This is a genomic window from Blastococcus sp. KM273128, from assembly GCF_021698975.1.
In the GTDB taxonomy this organism is placed as follows: domain Bacteria; phylum Actinomycetota; class Actinomycetes; order Mycobacteriales; family Geodermatophilaceae; genus Blastococcus.
On the sequence record NZ_SSXA01000019.1, the window covers coordinates 1 to 13,719 of the forward strand.

Here is a 13,719-nt window from a genome sequence, read left to right on the forward strand (position 1 = left end):
GACCCCCGGGGCGGCGGCCGGGGGTGGTCTGCTGCTCAGCGGGGGTGGTCACGTCGGCTTCCTGCTTCTCGTCGTCGGTGGTTCTCCTCGATTCAACGACCGCGCTGCCGTCGACCTGAGCCTTTTCCCTGTGACTCCCGGCACGACCGGGCCGCACGGGGGGTGAGTTCGGCCACCCGGCGCCGCCCCGGGGGTCTGTCTACCGTGGGCCGATGGACACCGCCGACCTGCTCGCGCTGCGGTCCGACGACCGCGCGGCCCTGCTGCTGATAGGTCTGCGGGGGGACTGGTAGCCGTACTGCTGCGCCCAGGCGGTCCGCCTGGCCCCGTCCCTGCCCCGTCTCGCCACCGCCGGCACCGAGGTGGTGCTCGCCTCGGTGGACCCGCCCGAGGTCCAGCTGGCGTTCGACCGCACCTGGCGCGTGCCCTACCGCTGGGTGAGCGATCCCGACGGCTCCCGGCTGGCGAAGCCGCTGGGCGCCTGGGACGAGGAGGCCTCGATCTTCCGGCCGGTCGTCGTCGCCGTGGCCCCCGACGGCCGCGAGGTCTTCCACGAGCTCTCCCGCGACTTCACCGACCGCATCGACGACGAGCCCTTCCTCACCGCGCTGGAGGGGCTGGGCCTGTCCGCGCTGCCCGAGCCCGGGCCGTGGGCGCCCGAGGGGGTCGAGCCGCGGCCGTCGAAGCGCGCCTTCACGCCCGGCTCGTTCATCCCCTACTTCCGCGCCATCAAGTTCAACACCATGGCGCTGGCCGACCGGATGCGCGACGACCGGGACCGGGAGGAGGTGCTCACCGAGAACCGGATGGCCGCCTCGTTCCTGGAGGCGTTCGACGGCTGGCGGGCCGAGCACCCGCCTGACCGGCAGTAGTCAGCCCGACGCCGGGCCGGGTGCCTCCGCCGCGGGGAGGCGCCCGGCACCGGGCACGTCGGAGAACAGCCACGGGTCCAGCCGCTCGGACCGGCGCACCACGCTGACCGCCCCGGTGCGCTCGAGCACGACGCAGCCCACCTCGGCGAGGTCGCGGATGCCGGCCAGCCGCAGCTTCTGCCGCAGCTCGTCCTCGCCGACGTGCGCCGCGCGCATGTTCTCCGGCAGCGGCACGCCCCCGGCCATGAGCAGCACGGGTGGCCGGTTCAGCAGCCGGTCGACCCAGCGGCTGCGCCGGACCCGCACCAGCACGATCTGCGTGGCGAAGAGCGTGACGATCGCGACGACCCCGGTGAGCAGCGTGGGGTCGAGCAGCAGCGCGGTCCGGCCGATGACGGCGCCGAGCGCGATCGCGCACCCCAGGTCGAAGCTGGACATCGTGGCGAGGCTGCGCTGGCCGACGAGCCGGACGCAGAGGACCAGCACCAGGTACATGGACACGGTGGTCAGGACGACGAAGCCGGCCGTCTGCCAGTCGATCCCCAGCTGGTCCCTCATCGGGCCTCCCCGGACGGCGGTGTGGGTCAGCCCCATTCTCGGGGGCGTCCGCCGCCGCGGCTGTGCGCTTCCCGGGCCCACGGGGCGGGGTGCGGCCCCGTCAGGTGCACAGCGGAGCGCTCAGTCGGCGAGGGAGCGCAGGATGCGGGCCAGCGCGGCGCGGTCCTCGGGTCCCAGGCGGGCGAAGAGCTCCGCGGAGTCGGCGTCGCGCGCCCGCCCGATCTCGCCGCGCACCCGGCGGCCCTCGTCCGTGGGTCGCAGCAGCACCGCCCGGCGGTCGGCGGGGTCGGGCGTCCGCTCGGCCAGCCCGCGCTCCTGCAGCCCGTCGGCCACCTCGGTCGCCGACCGGGGTGCGATGTGCAGCGCCTCCGCCAGGTCGCTGAGCCGGACGCCCTCGCGCTCGCACACCACCCGCAGCGCCCGGGCCTGGTGCGGGGAGAGGTCCCAGGGCGCCAGCGCCTCGCGCCAGCGGCGGCGCTGGGTGCGGGCCACTCGCATGAGCAGGTCGCCCAGCTCGCCGGTCCGGTCCTCCGCCACGGGGGAATGGTAACGGTGTTGCTCCGGTTACCGGACAGTGAGGTAACCTCAGCAACCTGGAGGTGGGCGGGATCGACGAGATGATGACCGGCGGCGGGGGCCGTGGTGGCGGTGGCGGGGGGAGCTCCGGCCGCCGGCCCGACCCGGCCGACCTCGCCCAGCTGGCGCGCTCCCCGGTGCGCTGGAGTCGCGTGGCCGCGTTGTTCCGGCCGCACCGCACCCAGCTCGCCGTCGTGGTGGCGCTCATCGTGGCGTCCTCGGTGGTCGCGCTGGCCACCCCGTTCCTCATCCGCCTGGTCATCGACGAGGCGATCCCCGGGGAGGACGTGCCGCTGCTGCTGTGGGCGGTCGGCGGGATGCTCGCCGTCACCGTGGTCACGGCGGTCTTCGGCGTCGTCCAGACCTGGCTGTCCACCACCGTCGGCCAGCGGGTCATGCACGGTCTGCGGACGGCGGTCTTCACCCACCTGCAGCGCCAGTCGCTGGGCTTCTTCACCCGCACCAGGGGCGGTGAGGTGCAGTCGCGGCTGGTGAACGACATCGGCGGGATGCAGTCGGTGGTGACCTCGACCGCCACCTCGTTCGCGGCGAGCGCCACCACCGTCGTCGGCACCGTCGTCGCCATGGTGGTGCTGAGCTGGCGCCTCTCGCTGCTCTCGCTGGTCGTGCTGCCGCCGGCGATCTGGCTGACCCGCCGGGTGGCCCGCATGCGCCGCGCGATCACCGCCCAGCGGCAGCGGCACCTCTCCGACCTGCACTCCCAGGTCGAGGAGGGGCTCAGCGTCAGCGGCGTGCTGCTCGGCAAGACCCTCGGCGCGGGTCCCGCGCAGTCGCAGCGCTTCGCCGGCACCTCGGAGTTCCTGGTCGACCTCGAGGTGCGCTCGCAGCTGGCCGGGCGCTGGCGGATGGCCACGATGAGCGTCCTGTTCGCCGGCATCCCGGCGCTCGTCTACCTGGCCGCGGGGCTGCCCGCGACGTCGGGCGGGATGACGATCGGCACGCTGGTCGCCTTCACCACGCTGCAGGGTGCGCTGTTCCGCCCGCTGATGCAGCTGCTGGACATCGGCGTCTCGCTCACCGCCTCGATGGCGCTGTTCAGCCGGGTGTTCGAGTACCTGGACCTGCCCGTCGACATCGACGACCCCGCCTCCCCCGTGCCGCTGGACCCGGCGGCGGTGCGCGGCGAGGTGCGCTTCGAGCACGTCGGCTTCCGCTACCCCGACGGCGTGCGCCCCGCGCTCGACGACGTCGACGTCACCGTGCCCGCGGGCTCGACCCTGGCGCTGGTGGGCGAGACCGGCTCGGGCAAGAGCACGCTCGCCTCGCTGGTGGCCCGGCTGAACGACCCCACCAGCGGCCGGGTGCTGGTCGACGGCGTCGACGTCCGCGACGTGCGGCTGGCCGACCTCGCGCGGCTGGTCGGCGTCGTCTCCCAGGAGACCTACCTGCTGCACGGCACGGTGCGGGAGAACCTGCTGCACGCCAAGCCCGACGCGACCGACGCCGAGCTGGTGGACGCCGCCCGCCGGGCCCAGGTGCACCACGTCATCGCGGCGCTGCCCGACGGCTACGACACGGTGGTCGGGGCGCGCGGGCACCGCTTCTCGGGCGGGGAGAAGCAGCGGCTGGCGATCGCCCGCACGCTGCTGCGCGACCCGCGCGTGCTGGTGCTCGACGAGGCGACCAGCGCCCTGGACAACGAGACCGAGCGGGCGGTGCAGGCCGCGCTGGACGAGGCCGCCCGCGGCCGCACCACGATCACCATCGCGCACCGGCTCTCCACCGTCCGCGGCGCGGACCGCATCGTCGTCCTCGACGCCGGCCGGGTCGCGGAGGAGGGGACCCACGAGGAGCTCATGGCGCTCGGCGGCCGGTACGCCCGGCTGGCCGGGCTCGCCCAGCGGGACGCCGCCCTCGCCGGCTGAAGAAGGACCCCGCTGCCCCCCGCCACTCGCGAGCTCGCGGCGGGACCCTGCAGCGGGGCCGTTCCAGGGCGGGCGCTGTCCCCCCGATGCGCACGGCTGCGGTTCTGGCGCGCGCAATACCGCAGCCGTGCGCACGGGGGCGGGATCGTCGGTCAGCCGGCCACCGGCTGCGCGGTCGCCGGGACGGGCTCGCCCCAGAACTCGTCGACGGCGTACTGGTCGCGGCTGTGCAGCCAGGACTCCGCGATCCGCCCGTCGCGCAGCCGGGCCACGTGGGCCAGGTTGTTCTCCAGCGGCCGGTCGCGGTCGGGCCGGGTGGCCGTGTAGGTGGCCAGCGCCACGCCCCACTCGCCGTCGTCCAGCACGCGGTGGACCGTGAGCTGCAGCGTGCCGCCGGTGACCTCGGCGGCGTGCCCGACGAACGCCAGGACGGCGTCGCGGCTGGTCGACGCCGCGGTCACCGACCACGTGGCCACGCTCGACCGGCTGCTCGCCGACCTCCCGGGCGCCGACCGACCCGGGTTCACCGCCGCGCTGGCCGCGGTGGAGCGCAACGCCGCCGGCTGAAGAAGGACCCCGTCGTCCCCCGGCACTCGCTCCGCTCGCGCCGGGTCCCTACGACGGGGCCGTTCCAGCACGTCACCTGCTCGCGGCGGGACCCTGCAGCGGGGCCGTTCCAGCCGTGACGAACGACGCATCGCGGAATCCTGGTCGCGCGGCGGGCGGTTGCGCCCGGCATGGACCTGTTCTCCCCCGTGCGGCTGGGCGATCTCGAGCTCGCCAACCGCGTCGTCATGGCCCCGCTCACCCGCATGCGCTCCGGGCGGGCCGCCGTCCCCCGCGACGTCGTCGTCGAGCACTACGAGCAGCGCGCCGGCGTGGGCCTGATCATCACCGAGGGCACCTTCCCGAACGACGAGTCGCGGGCCTTCGCCGGCCAGCCGGGCATCGTCACCGACGAGCAGGCCGCCGGCTGGCGGCGGGTCGCCGACGCCGTGCACGCCCGCGGCGGCCGCATCGTCATGCAGGTGATGCACGGCGGGCGGGTCTCCCACCCCGAGCTGACCGGCACGCGGGTCGTCGGCCCGAGCGCGATCGCCATCGACGGCGAGGTGCACGTCGGCGGCGGGGTGAAGAAGCCCTTCCCGGTGCCGCACGCGCTCACCACCGAGGAGGTGCGGGCCACGGTCGCCGACTTCGTCGCCGCCTCGCGCCGTGCCGTCGACGCCGGCCTGGACGGCGTGGAGCTGCACGGTGCCAACGGCTACCTGCTGCACGAGTTCCTCTCCCCGGCGTCCAACCGGCGCGAGGACGTCTACGGCGGCAGCCCGGAGAACCGGGCCCGGCTCCTGCTGGAGGTCGCCACCGCCGTCGCCGCGGAGATCGGTGCCGGGCGGGTCGGGCTGCGCATCTCCCCGGAGCACAACATCCAGGGCGCGCTGGAGACCGACCGCGCCGACGTGCTGGCCACCTACGGCGCGCTCGTGGACGGGCTGCGCCCGCTGGGCCTGGCCTACCTCAGCGTGCTGCACGTCGAGCCGGCCGGTGACCTGGTGCAGGAGCTGCGCCGCCGCTTCGGCGGGCCGCTGATCGCCAACAGCGGCTTCGGGACGGTCACCACCCGCGCGGAGGCGGTGCAGCTGATCGAGGACGCGCACGCCGAGGCCGTCGCCGTCGGCCGGCCGGTGCTGGCCAACCCGGACCTGGTCGAGCGGTGGGCCGGCGAGCACCCGGAGAACGAGGCCGACCCGCGCACCTTCTACACGTCGGGGTCCGAGGGCTACACCGACTACCCGACGCTGGCGGCCGCGGGGCGCTGAGCGGTGAGGGGGCCGGGCGGGACGCCGCCCGGCCCCCTCACCGTCAGTCCAGGTCCGCCTGCCAGAGGTCGGGGCCGAACACCTCGTACTGGATGTCCTTCGGCGGGACGCCGCGGTCGATGAGCCGGCTGCGCAGCGCCTGCATGAACGGCAACGGCCCGCACAGGTAGTACAGCGCGCCCCACGGGAGCTCGACCTCGTCGAGGTCCACCTGCCCGGCGTGCAGGCCGTCGACCGGCAGCGAGCACTCGCCGCCGTGCTCGAACCAGACGTCGATCCGCCCGTTGGGCAGCTTGCGGATGTCGTCGAGCACCTGCTGGCGCAGCGCCCACGAGGGCTCGTCGAGCGCCGCGTGCCACAGCCGGATGTCCAGGTGCGAGCCGGCGTTGACCAGGTGCGACAGCATCCCGGCCATCGGGGTGATGCCGATGCCGGCGCTGGCGAAGACCACCGGCCGGCCCGAGTCGTCGAGGACGACGTCGCCGAAGGGCAGGGACATCTCGATCCGGTCGCCCACCTGGACCCGGTCGTGCAGCAGGTTGGACACCTCGCCGTCGGGCTTGCCGCCGCCGTGCACCCGCTTGACCGCGAACTGGCGGTGCTCCCCGTCGTCGGCGGCGGTGAGGCTGTACTGCCGCGGCTGGCGGACGCCGTCGGGCATCACCGGGCGCACGGTCACGTACTGGCCGGGCAGCGAGGTCTTCACCAGCCGGTCGTCGACCCGCTTGACCTTGAAGGTGAGGACGTCGTCGGTCTCGCGGATCTTGTCCGTGACCTCCCACTCCCGCCAGACCGTCTCGGGCCGCACGCCGCGGGCGCTGTAGAGACCGCGCTCCTGGTTGATCAGCGCGTTGGCCATCAGCCAGTAGACCTCGTCCCAGGCGGCGGCCACCTCGGGCGTGACCGCGTCGCCCAGGACGTCGGCGATCGCCCAGAACAGGTTGTCGTGCACGACCTGGTACTGCGCCGGCGTGATGCCCAGCGAGGCGTGCTTGTGCGCGATCCGGCTCATGAGCTGCTCGGGCAACCGGTCGGGGTGGTTGACCAGCGCGCTGGCGAAGAACGCCACGGAGCCGGCGAGCGCCACCTGCTGGGTGCCCTCGGCCTGGTTGCCCCGGTTGAACGTGCCGTCGAGCAACCCGGGGTGCTCGCCGAACAGGTGCGCGTAGAACCGCCGGGCGATCTCCTGGATGTTGTCGGCGACCACCGGCAGCGTGGCCTGGATGACGGGTGCAGTCCTCTCGGAGAGCATGCGGAATCCCTTCCCCCTCGATTTCTCTTACCACGGCCACGTTAGGCAACACGGGGTGCGGGGGCAGTCCGGACCGGTCGCCGCGGGGGCCTCCCGCCGTACGGTCACCGCCCCGGGCGCGGGAACCGGTCCGTCCGACGAGCAGCGGGGGTGGGTGCGCGATGGCTGCGCGGGAAGGAGGGGCGTGCGGCGATGCGGCCGACGGGCTCCCGGACGCCCACCTGGCGTGCGCCTTCGTCCAGGCGGTCGACGCGCTGCTGTGCATCATCGACGCCGAGGGCAGGATCGTGCTCGCCAACCCGGCGCTGCAGCGGTTCACCGGCCTCGGGCGGGACGAACTGCTCGGCCGGCGGTTCGTCGACGTGTGGGTCATCCCGAGCGACGTCCCCTACGCCGAGGACGCCGTGCGGCTGGCCATCGCGAGCGGGACGGCCCACCCGCTGGAGGCCGACTGGGTCGACGGGCGCGGCGAGCTGCGGCGGATCACCCTGCGCAACACCGTGCTCCGGGACGAGGCGGGCCGGCCGTACGCGATCGCCTGCGCGGGGCTCGACGTCACCGAGGAGCGGGCCCGCGAGGCGTGGCTGCACGAGCAGACCCGCACCGACCCCCTGACCCGCATCGCCAACCGGGGGGCGCTGTTCGACGTGCTGGGGCTGCGGCTGGAGATGACCGGCTGCGGGCTGCTGTTCTGCGACCTGGACGACTTCAAGGAGGTCAACGACCGGTACGGGCACGGGGTGGGCGACCGCCTGCTCGCCGAGGTGGCCACCCGCCTCGTCGAGGTCGCCGGCGCGGAGCACCTGGTGGCGCGCTTCGGCGGCGACGAGTTCGTGATCGTCTGCCCCGTCGGGAGCGAGACCGAGCTGGCCGACCTCTCGCGTCGCGTCCTCGCCCGGATGGGTCTGCCCTTCCCCGGGCCCGACGGGCCCCTGTCGATCGGGGTGAGCGTCGGGGCGACCGTCGGGCGTCCGGGGGAGCCGGCGGACGACGTCATCGCCCGCGCCGACCGGGCGATGTACGGCGCCAAGAGCACCCAGCGACGGCGGGCGCGGCGCCTGCCCTGACCCTCCGGCGATGAGTTCCGGGGCGGTCGGTCGTCTACCCCGGCGACCGACCCTCCCAGGCAAGGAGCACCCCATGCGCCCGCTCGTCGTCACCACGTTCCTGACCCTCGACGGGGTCATGCAGGCCCCCGGCGGCCCGAAGGAGGACACCGCGGGCGGCTTCCGCTGGGGCGGCTGGCTCGTGCCGCACTTCGACGACGCCATGGGTGCGCAGATGGAGCGGTGGTTCGCCCCGGCCGGGGACTTCCTCCTGGGCCGCGGCACCTACGAGATCTTCGCCGCCCACTGGCCGAAGGTGCCGACCGAGGGCGACCCGGTGGGCACGGCGCTCAACACGCTGACCAAGCACGTGGCGTCGCGGACGCTCACCGCGCCGCTGGAGTGGGAGACCGCGCGGCTGATCGAGGGCGACGTGCCCGCGGCGGTGCGCGAGCTCAAGGCGCGGGACGGCGGCGAGCTGCAGGTGCACGGCTCGGCCGGGCTGGTCCACACGCTGCTGCGCGAGGACCTCGTCGACGAGCTGCGGCTGATCACCTTCCCGGTGGTCGTGGGTGCGGGCAAGCGGCTGTTCGCCGACGACGCGGCGCCGCGGTCGTGGCGGCTGACCTCGTCGGAGGTGACGTCGACGGGCGCGGTCATGGCGGCCTACCAGCGGGTCGGCGAGCTGGAGACCGGGGACCTCACGCTGCCGGAGTGAGCCCGCGGCGGAGGGTTCCACGTGGAACCCTCCGCCCCGGCCGGGTCAGTAGGCGACGGTGAAGTGGGCCCGCCGGTGGGCCGGCTGCTCGATCTCGTCGACCAGCGCGCGCGCGAAGTCGGCGCCGCTGATGAACGAGCCGCCCTCGTCGTCGGTCAGCAGGACCTCGCCGCCGACGCGGTAGGTGCCCCGGGCCTCCCCGGGGGCGTAGGCGCCGAAGCCGGCCGGCGGGCTGACGTAGAACCAGTCGAGGGCCCCCGTCGCCCGCAGCTCGGCCAGGGCGCCGGCCATCTCGACGCTCTCCGGGCGGTACTCGGCCGGGAAGTCGGGGGTGTCGTACACCAGCGGGCCGTCCTCGCTGACGCGGAGCGAACCGGTGCCCCCGACCACACCCAGCCGGACGCCGGCCCGCTCCGCCTCCCGGGCGAGCCCGGCGACGCCTCCGCGCACCTCGCCGGCCATGTCCCCGCGGGGCGCCACGGCGACGACCACGACGTCGACCGCCCCGACCGCCGCGGCACGGGTACCCGGGTCGAGCAGCGAGCCCTGCTCGTAGCGGACGCCGTCGGCCCGCTGATCGGGGAGCGACCGGCTCCAGGACGTCACCTCGTGGCCCCGGCGGGCCGCCTCGGCCACCAGGTGGCCACCTGCGTACCCCGTGCCGCCGAACACGCCGATCCGTGCCATGTCGTCTCCTCGCCGCCTCGACCGGTTGCCGTCGGACGCAGGAACTCGCGCCGGCGGCCGGGCATTCCACTCCTCCGCGTCACGCGGCGGCGACAACCGCGCCGTCGTGCAGCCGCACCAGCCGGTCGGCCGACGCGATCACCGCCGGGTCGTGGCTGGCCAGCAGGACGCCGGTGCCCCAGGCGGCGCACTGCTCGCGCAGGGTGGCCAGGACGTGCGCCGTGAGCTCCTCGTCCAGCCGGCCGGTCGGCTCGTCGGCGACGAGGAACGACGGGCGGACGACGAGCGCGCGGGCCAGCGCCGTGCGCTGTTGCTCGCCGAGGGAGACCTCCTCGGGGAGCCGGCTCGAGAGGTGGCCCAGGCGCACGGCCTCCAGCGCGCCGTGCGCCGCCGCGAGAGGGTCCGGCTGCCCGGCGAGCCGGGCGGGGAGGGCCACGTTGTCGGCGAGGGTCAGCTCCTCCAGCAGTCCGAAGCGCTGCGGCACGACCGCGACGGTCGTCCAGGGAGCCTGCTCCGGCGCTTCCACCCCCGGCACCCGCACCTCGCCGGCGTCGGGCGTCTCCCACCCCAGCAGGCAGTTGAGCAGGGTCGTCTTGCCCGAGCCGGAGCGACCCAGCAGCGCCACGGTCTCGCCCGGGTGCACCTCGATGCCGACCCCGCGGAGCGCGTGCACCCGTTCGCGGCCGCGGCGGTAGCTCTTGTGCAGGCCCGACGCCTGCAGCGCGGTCACGACGGCTCCCGGAGCACGACGCCGTCCGCGGTGAGGTCGATGAGCACGCGGCGAGCGGCGAACCGGGCCAGCGCCTCCTCGGGCAGCTGGACGCGGCCGTCGCCGTCGATGACGGCCAGCCGCCGCCCGGCGACCTCCTCGTGGGCGACCGCCCCGGAGCGCAGGTGGACGACCTGGTCGGCGGCCCCCGCGGCCAGCGGGTCGTGCGTGGCCATGACCACGGTGGTGCCGGTGCGGGTGAGCTCGTGCACGGCGGCGAGCAGGTCGCCGGTGGTGGCGCTGTCGAGCTCGCTCGTCGGCTCGTCGGCGACCACGAGCGCGGGGCGGCCGATGAGGGCCTGCGCGAACGCCAGCCGCTGCTGCTCGCCGCCGGAGAGCTGCCCGGGCAGGTGGTCCGCGCGGTCGGCGATCCCCAGCAGGTCGAGCAGCTCGGCGCCGTGCCGCTGCGCCTCGTCGCGGCCGACGCCCCGGAAACGGGCGGCCAGGGCCAGGTGCTCGCGCCCGGTGAGGTGGGGCAGCAGGTTCTGCGGTGGCCGGGCGAAGACGTAGCCGATGTGCCGCCGGCGCAGCGCCCGCAGCCGGCGCGCGGACAGACCGGTGAGCGCGTGCCCGGCGACCTCGGCCCGCCCGGCCGTGGGCCGGTCCTGCGCGGCGAGGATGCGCAGCAGCGAGCTCTTCCCGGAGCCGGAGGGGCCGGTGATCGCGGTCAGCCGCCCGGCCGGAACGACGACGTCGACGCCCTTGAGCGCGTGCACCTCGCCGCTGGGCGACCAGTAGATGCGGACCAGCCCCTCGCAGGCGGCCGCGGGCCCGCCGTCACGTCGCATCGCGCATCACCTGGCCCCCGGTGGCCCGCCGGGCGGTGCGGCCGACCAGCCACGACCCGACGGCGGTCACGAGCACGACGCCGCCCGCCACGACGGCGAGGGCGGCCCTGGGCACGGCGAACACGGCCCCCGGCTGCAGCGCGGGCAACGGGTCCAGCACCCGCAGCACCAGCGCCGAGGCGGGGAGGGCGACCAGGACGGCGACGAGCGCGGCGAGCCCGGCGAGCAGGCCGATCTCCGCTCCGGAGGCCGCGTCGGATGCCCGGCGGTCCAGGCCCATCCGCCGGAGCAGGAGCGCCGCCACCGTGCGGCGGCGCTGCTGGGCGACGGCGTGCATGGCCAGCCCGACCAGCCCCAGCACGCCCGCGGCCAGCGCGACCGCGCGCAGGTAGGCCAGCGACCACGTCTGCGCCGCCAGCTCGGGCCGGGCGGCGAACTCGGCGGCCGTCCGCACCGCGCGGGCCGGGTCGGCCTGGTACCCCGCCGCGGCGAGGGAGTCGAGGGCCGCGCCGGGGGTGCCCCGGACCCAGGCCTCGCGCGCCAGCACGAGCGCCGGGTCGCGGCCCGCCGTCTCGAGCGCGGCGACGTAGGCGTCCCAGTCGGCGACGGCGAGCGGCTCGCTGGACCCCTGGCCGGGGAAGGCGGCGGTGCGGCCGACCACCTGCACCGGCAGCGAGTAGTAGTCGAAGTCCAGGGTGAGCTCCCCGCCGGTGGCCTCGAGCAGGCTGTCGGGGACGGGGCCGGCCAGCAGCACCGGCACCCGGTCACCCCGGTAGGCGGCCAGGTCGGCCATGAGCTCGTCCAGCGGGCGGTCGGCCAGCCCGTCGTCCCACCGGACCACGCCGGCGACCTCCTCCGGCCGGACCACCAGCACGTCGGTCCCGGTGTCCCCGGGCAGCAGCGCGGCGTCGTTCTCGGTACCCACCACGGCCGTGCCGTCCGGCGGTCGCAGCCCGGTGGCACCCTGCCCGCCCAGCGGGACCACGACGTCGCTGCCGGTGGCCACGGCCGCCTTGACCTCGACGGTGCGGGCGGTCGAGCTGGCCAGCGCCCCGGCGTAGACGACCAGCGCCAGCGACAGCGCCGTCGTCACCACCACCACGCGGGCGGCGCCCTGACCGGCGAGCACGCGGCGGACCGCGAGGAACGCGCCGACCGGCAGCCCGCGCAGCCGGCCGCCGGCGGCCACGGCCAGCCGGGGGAGCACGGCGGTGAGGGCGCCGGCCACGACGACGGTGACCAGCAGCGGGACGACCAGCGCCAGGACGTCGATCCGGCCGGCCCGATCGGCCGGGTCCCCGACGACGAGGGGGACGGCGGCGACGACGGTGACCACAGCCGTCACCGCCAGCCACGGCACCCGGCCCAGCAGGTGCGCCGCCGCGCCGCTGCCGATCGAGTCCAGGCGGGCGGTCAGCCCCGCGGTCACCAGGGCCACGACGGCCAGCGCGGCCGCGCCACCGGCGGCGAGGAACGCGAGGGCCTGCGGCAGGGCGCCGGAGGGCAGGGTCGTCGACGGGCCCAGCTCGCGCACCAGCGCCCACCCGGCCAGGCCCCCGGCCGCGAGACCCGCGGCCACGGGGAGGGCCGCCTCCGCGGCGGCGTGCAGGGCGGCGCGGGCGGGGGAGAGGCCGCGGACGACCAGCGACCGGAGCTCGTCGTCCCGGCGCCGCACCCGGTGGGCCGCCCAGGCGCCGACCAGGACCAGCGCCGCCGCCCCGCCGCCGATGCCGACGGCGCGGACCGGGGGCTCGAGCAGCGCGCGGGTGGTGTCCACGCGGTCGAGGACCGTGGGCAGCCCGGACCGGGCCACCGGGGCCTGGTACCCCTCCTCGTCCAGCAGCTGGGCGACGGCGGAGTCGGGCGAGGCCATCGTCACCTGGAGCCGCTCGACGGCGCCGACCGCGGTGCGGACGCGGGCGACCGGCAGCCCCGGCTGCAGCGGGAGGAACCACTCCAGGAAGAGGTCGCGGTCCAGCGTCGCGGCGGTCGAGACGGCGAGGTCGAGCGGCGCGATCACCACCGGCGGCGGGTACTCGAGGTTCCCGCTCTGCGGGTTCCACACGGGGCGGTGGAGGTAGCCGTAGGGCGCCCAGAAACCGGGGTAGGGCGCCTGCGGTGCGGCGTAGACCCCGCTCACCCGCAGCTCCGGGGAGTCCGGCGAGCCCTCCGCGGCAACGGTGAGCCCGTCACCGGGCCCGACACCGGCGGCGGCCGCCAGTTCCTCGGGCACGAGCACGCCGGTGCCGTCTGCGGCGCCCGCGACGACCTCCACGTGCTCCGCGGCGCCGGTGAGGGACACCAGCTCGACCGGGCCCGCGCCGCCAGGTGCGAACCAGGCCATCGGGTCCATCAGCCGGGTGAAGGTGGTGGGGGCGCCGAGCCCGTCCCGCCCCACGCCCGCCTGGCGGGCCGCGGCGGTGACCGCGTCGGCGAAGTCGGTGGCCCGGGAGACGGGGGCGTCCCCGGGGCGCAGCCGGCGGGCCTGCGTCGAGCTGCCCAGCGTGGCGCCGACGACGGTCTCGCCGAGCCGCTCGCGCTCCTGCTCCCAGGCGCCCTGCTCGGCGCCGGCCACCATGAGCGGCGCGGACACCAGCGTCGCGGCCAGCACGACGACCAGCAGGGCCAGGCCGAGGGCCTGCGCCGGCACCGGCACCAGCCGGAGCCGCAGGCGGCGCAGCGCCGGTCGCAGGGTGGTCATCGCGGGAAACCTAGCGGTGCCGGATGACCGTTCCCAGCCCCGCGGC

The 13,719-nt window shown here is 75.9% G+C and carries 12 protein-coding genes and 1 pseudogene; 5 read left to right on the top strand and 8 right to left on the bottom strand.

Annotation, left to right across the window (positions count from 1 at the left end; translation table 11 throughout):
- Nucleotides 1–305 precede the first annotated feature (305 nt).
- Nucleotides 306–872, top strand: a pseudogene (locus E9529_RS07900) (hypothetical protein); the annotation flags it as partial.
- Here the strand turns inward: E9529_RS07900 and E9529_RS07905 are convergent.
- Entirely contained in the window at nt 873–1,430 is a 558-nt protein-coding gene (locus tag E9529_RS07905) for a DUF421 domain-containing protein (RefSeq protein ID WP_236830598.1), read from the bottom strand.
- A gap of 120 nt (nt 1,431–1,550) precedes the next feature.
- Nucleotides 1,551–1,967, bottom strand: a complete 417-nt coding sequence (locus tag E9529_RS07910; protein ID WP_236830599.1) for a MarR family winged helix-turn-helix transcriptional regulator — start codon at nt 1,965–1,967, stop codon at nt 1,551–1,553.
- Nucleotides 1,968–2,029: 62 nt separating this feature from the next.
- On the opposite strand from E9529_RS07910, the gene E9529_RS07915 reads away from it, so the two are divergent.
- Nucleotides 2,030–3,892 carry an ABC transporter ATP-binding protein gene (locus tag E9529_RS07915; RefSeq protein WP_308195263.1) on the top strand — a complete coding sequence of 621 codons (1,863 nt, stop codon included), beginning with the start codon at nt 2,030–2,032 and terminating at the stop codon, nt 3,890–3,892.
- Nucleotides 3,893–4,044: 152 nt separating this feature from the next.
- Here E9529_RS07915 and E9529_RS22650 read toward each other — a convergent pair whose 3' ends face one another.
- Entirely contained in the window at nt 4,045–4,368 is a 324-nt protein-coding gene (locus E9529_RS22650) for a nuclear transport factor 2 family protein (protein ID WP_236830600.1), read from the bottom strand.
- A 261-nt stretch (nt 4,369–4,629) separates the two neighbouring features.
- Here E9529_RS22650 and E9529_RS07925 point away from each other — a divergent pair, with 261 nt between their 5' ends.
- Nucleotides 4,630–5,712, top strand: a complete 1,083-nt coding sequence (locus tag E9529_RS07925) for an alkene reductase (protein WP_236830601.1) — start codon at nt 4,630–4,632, stop codon at nt 5,710–5,712.
- Nucleotides 5,713–5,755: 43 nt separating this feature from the next.
- On the opposite strand, the gene E9529_RS07930 is transcribed toward E9529_RS07925, so the two are convergent.
- A complete protein-coding gene (locus E9529_RS07930) occupies nt 5,756–6,964 on the bottom strand; it encodes a globin domain-containing protein (RefSeq protein WP_236830602.1) in 1,209 nt (402 codons plus the stop codon).
- 161 nt (nt 6,965–7,125) lie between these two features.
- Here E9529_RS07930 and E9529_RS07935 point away from each other — a divergent pair, with 161 nt between their 5' ends.
- Both E9529_RS07935 and E9529_RS07940 read left to right on the top strand, forming a co-directional pair.
- Nucleotides 7,126–8,031: a sensor domain-containing diguanylate cyclase gene (locus tag E9529_RS07935; protein ID WP_236830603.1), complete on the top strand. Its 906-nt coding sequence runs from the start codon at nt 7,126–7,128 to the stop codon at nt 8,029–8,031.
- A 73-nt stretch (nt 8,032–8,104) separates the two neighbouring features.
- Nucleotides 8,105–8,728 carry a dihydrofolate reductase family protein gene (locus E9529_RS07940; protein ID WP_236830604.1) on the top strand — a complete coding sequence of 208 codons (624 nt, stop codon included), beginning with the start codon at nt 8,105–8,107 and terminating at the stop codon, nt 8,726–8,728.
- Nucleotides 8,729–8,773: 45 nt separating this feature from the next.
- Here the strand turns inward: E9529_RS07940 and E9529_RS07945 are convergent, their stop codons facing one another.
- The 4 genes from E9529_RS07945 to E9529_RS22395 form a co-directional block, all read right to left on the bottom strand.
- Entirely contained in the window at nt 8,774–9,415 is a 642-nt protein-coding gene (locus tag E9529_RS07945) for an NAD(P)-dependent oxidoreductase (RefSeq protein WP_236830605.1), read from the bottom strand.
- Nucleotides 9,416–9,494: 79 nt separating this feature from the next.
- The gene (locus E9529_RS07950) at nt 9,495–10,145 is read right to left on the bottom strand and encodes an ABC transporter ATP-binding protein (protein WP_236830606.1); all 651 of its coding nucleotides are present in this window, start codon (nt 10,143–10,145) and stop codon (nt 9,495–9,497) included.
- The gene (locus E9529_RS07955) at nt 10,142–10,972 is read right to left on the bottom strand and encodes an ABC transporter ATP-binding protein (protein ID WP_236830607.1); all 831 of its coding nucleotides are present in this window, start codon (nt 10,970–10,972) and stop codon (nt 10,142–10,144) included. The genes E9529_RS07950 and E9529_RS07955 overlap by 4 nt, the downstream gene beginning before the upstream one ends.
- Nucleotides 10,962–13,673 (bottom strand): hypothetical protein, encoded by a 2,712-nt coding sequence (locus tag E9529_RS22395; RefSeq protein ID WP_304505597.1) that lies wholly within the window; start codon nt 13,671–13,673, stop codon nt 10,962–10,964. The genes E9529_RS07955 and E9529_RS22395 overlap by 11 nt, the downstream gene beginning before the upstream one ends.
- Nucleotides 13,674–13,719 lie beyond the last annotated feature (46 nt).

What these genes read in the sequence shown, in the direction of transcription:
- E9529_RS07930 (WP_236830602.1), bottom strand. Translation starts at nt 6,964, where the DNA reads ATGCTCTCCGAGAGGACTGCACCCGTCATCCAGGCCACGCTGCCGGTG.
- E9529_RS07955 (WP_236830607.1), bottom strand. Translation starts at nt 10,972, where the DNA reads ATGCGACGTGACGGCGGGCCCGCGGCCGCCTGCGAGGGGCTGGTCCGC.
- E9529_RS22395 (WP_304505597.1), bottom strand. Translation starts at nt 13,673, where the DNA reads ATGACCACCCTGCGACCGGCGCTGCGCCGCCTGCGGCTCCGGCTGGTG.
- E9529_RS07935 (WP_236830603.1), top strand. Translation starts at nt 7,126, where the DNA reads ATGGCTGCGCGGGAAGGAGGGGCGTGCGGCGATGCGGCCGACGGGCTC.
- E9529_RS07905 (WP_236830598.1), bottom strand. Translation starts at nt 1,430, where the DNA reads ATGAGGGACCAGCTGGGGATCGACTGGCAGACGGCCGGCTTCGTCGTC.
- E9529_RS07940 (WP_236830604.1), top strand. Translation starts at nt 8,105, where the DNA reads ATGCGCCCGCTCGTCGTCACCACGTTCCTGACCCTCGACGGGGTCATG.
- E9529_RS07945 (WP_236830605.1), bottom strand. Translation starts at nt 9,415, where the DNA reads ATGGCACGGATCGGCGTGTTCGGCGGCACGGGGTACGCAGGTGGCCAC.
- E9529_RS07925 (WP_236830601.1), top strand. Translation starts at nt 4,630, where the DNA reads ATGGACCTGTTCTCCCCCGTGCGGCTGGGCGATCTCGAGCTCGCCAAC.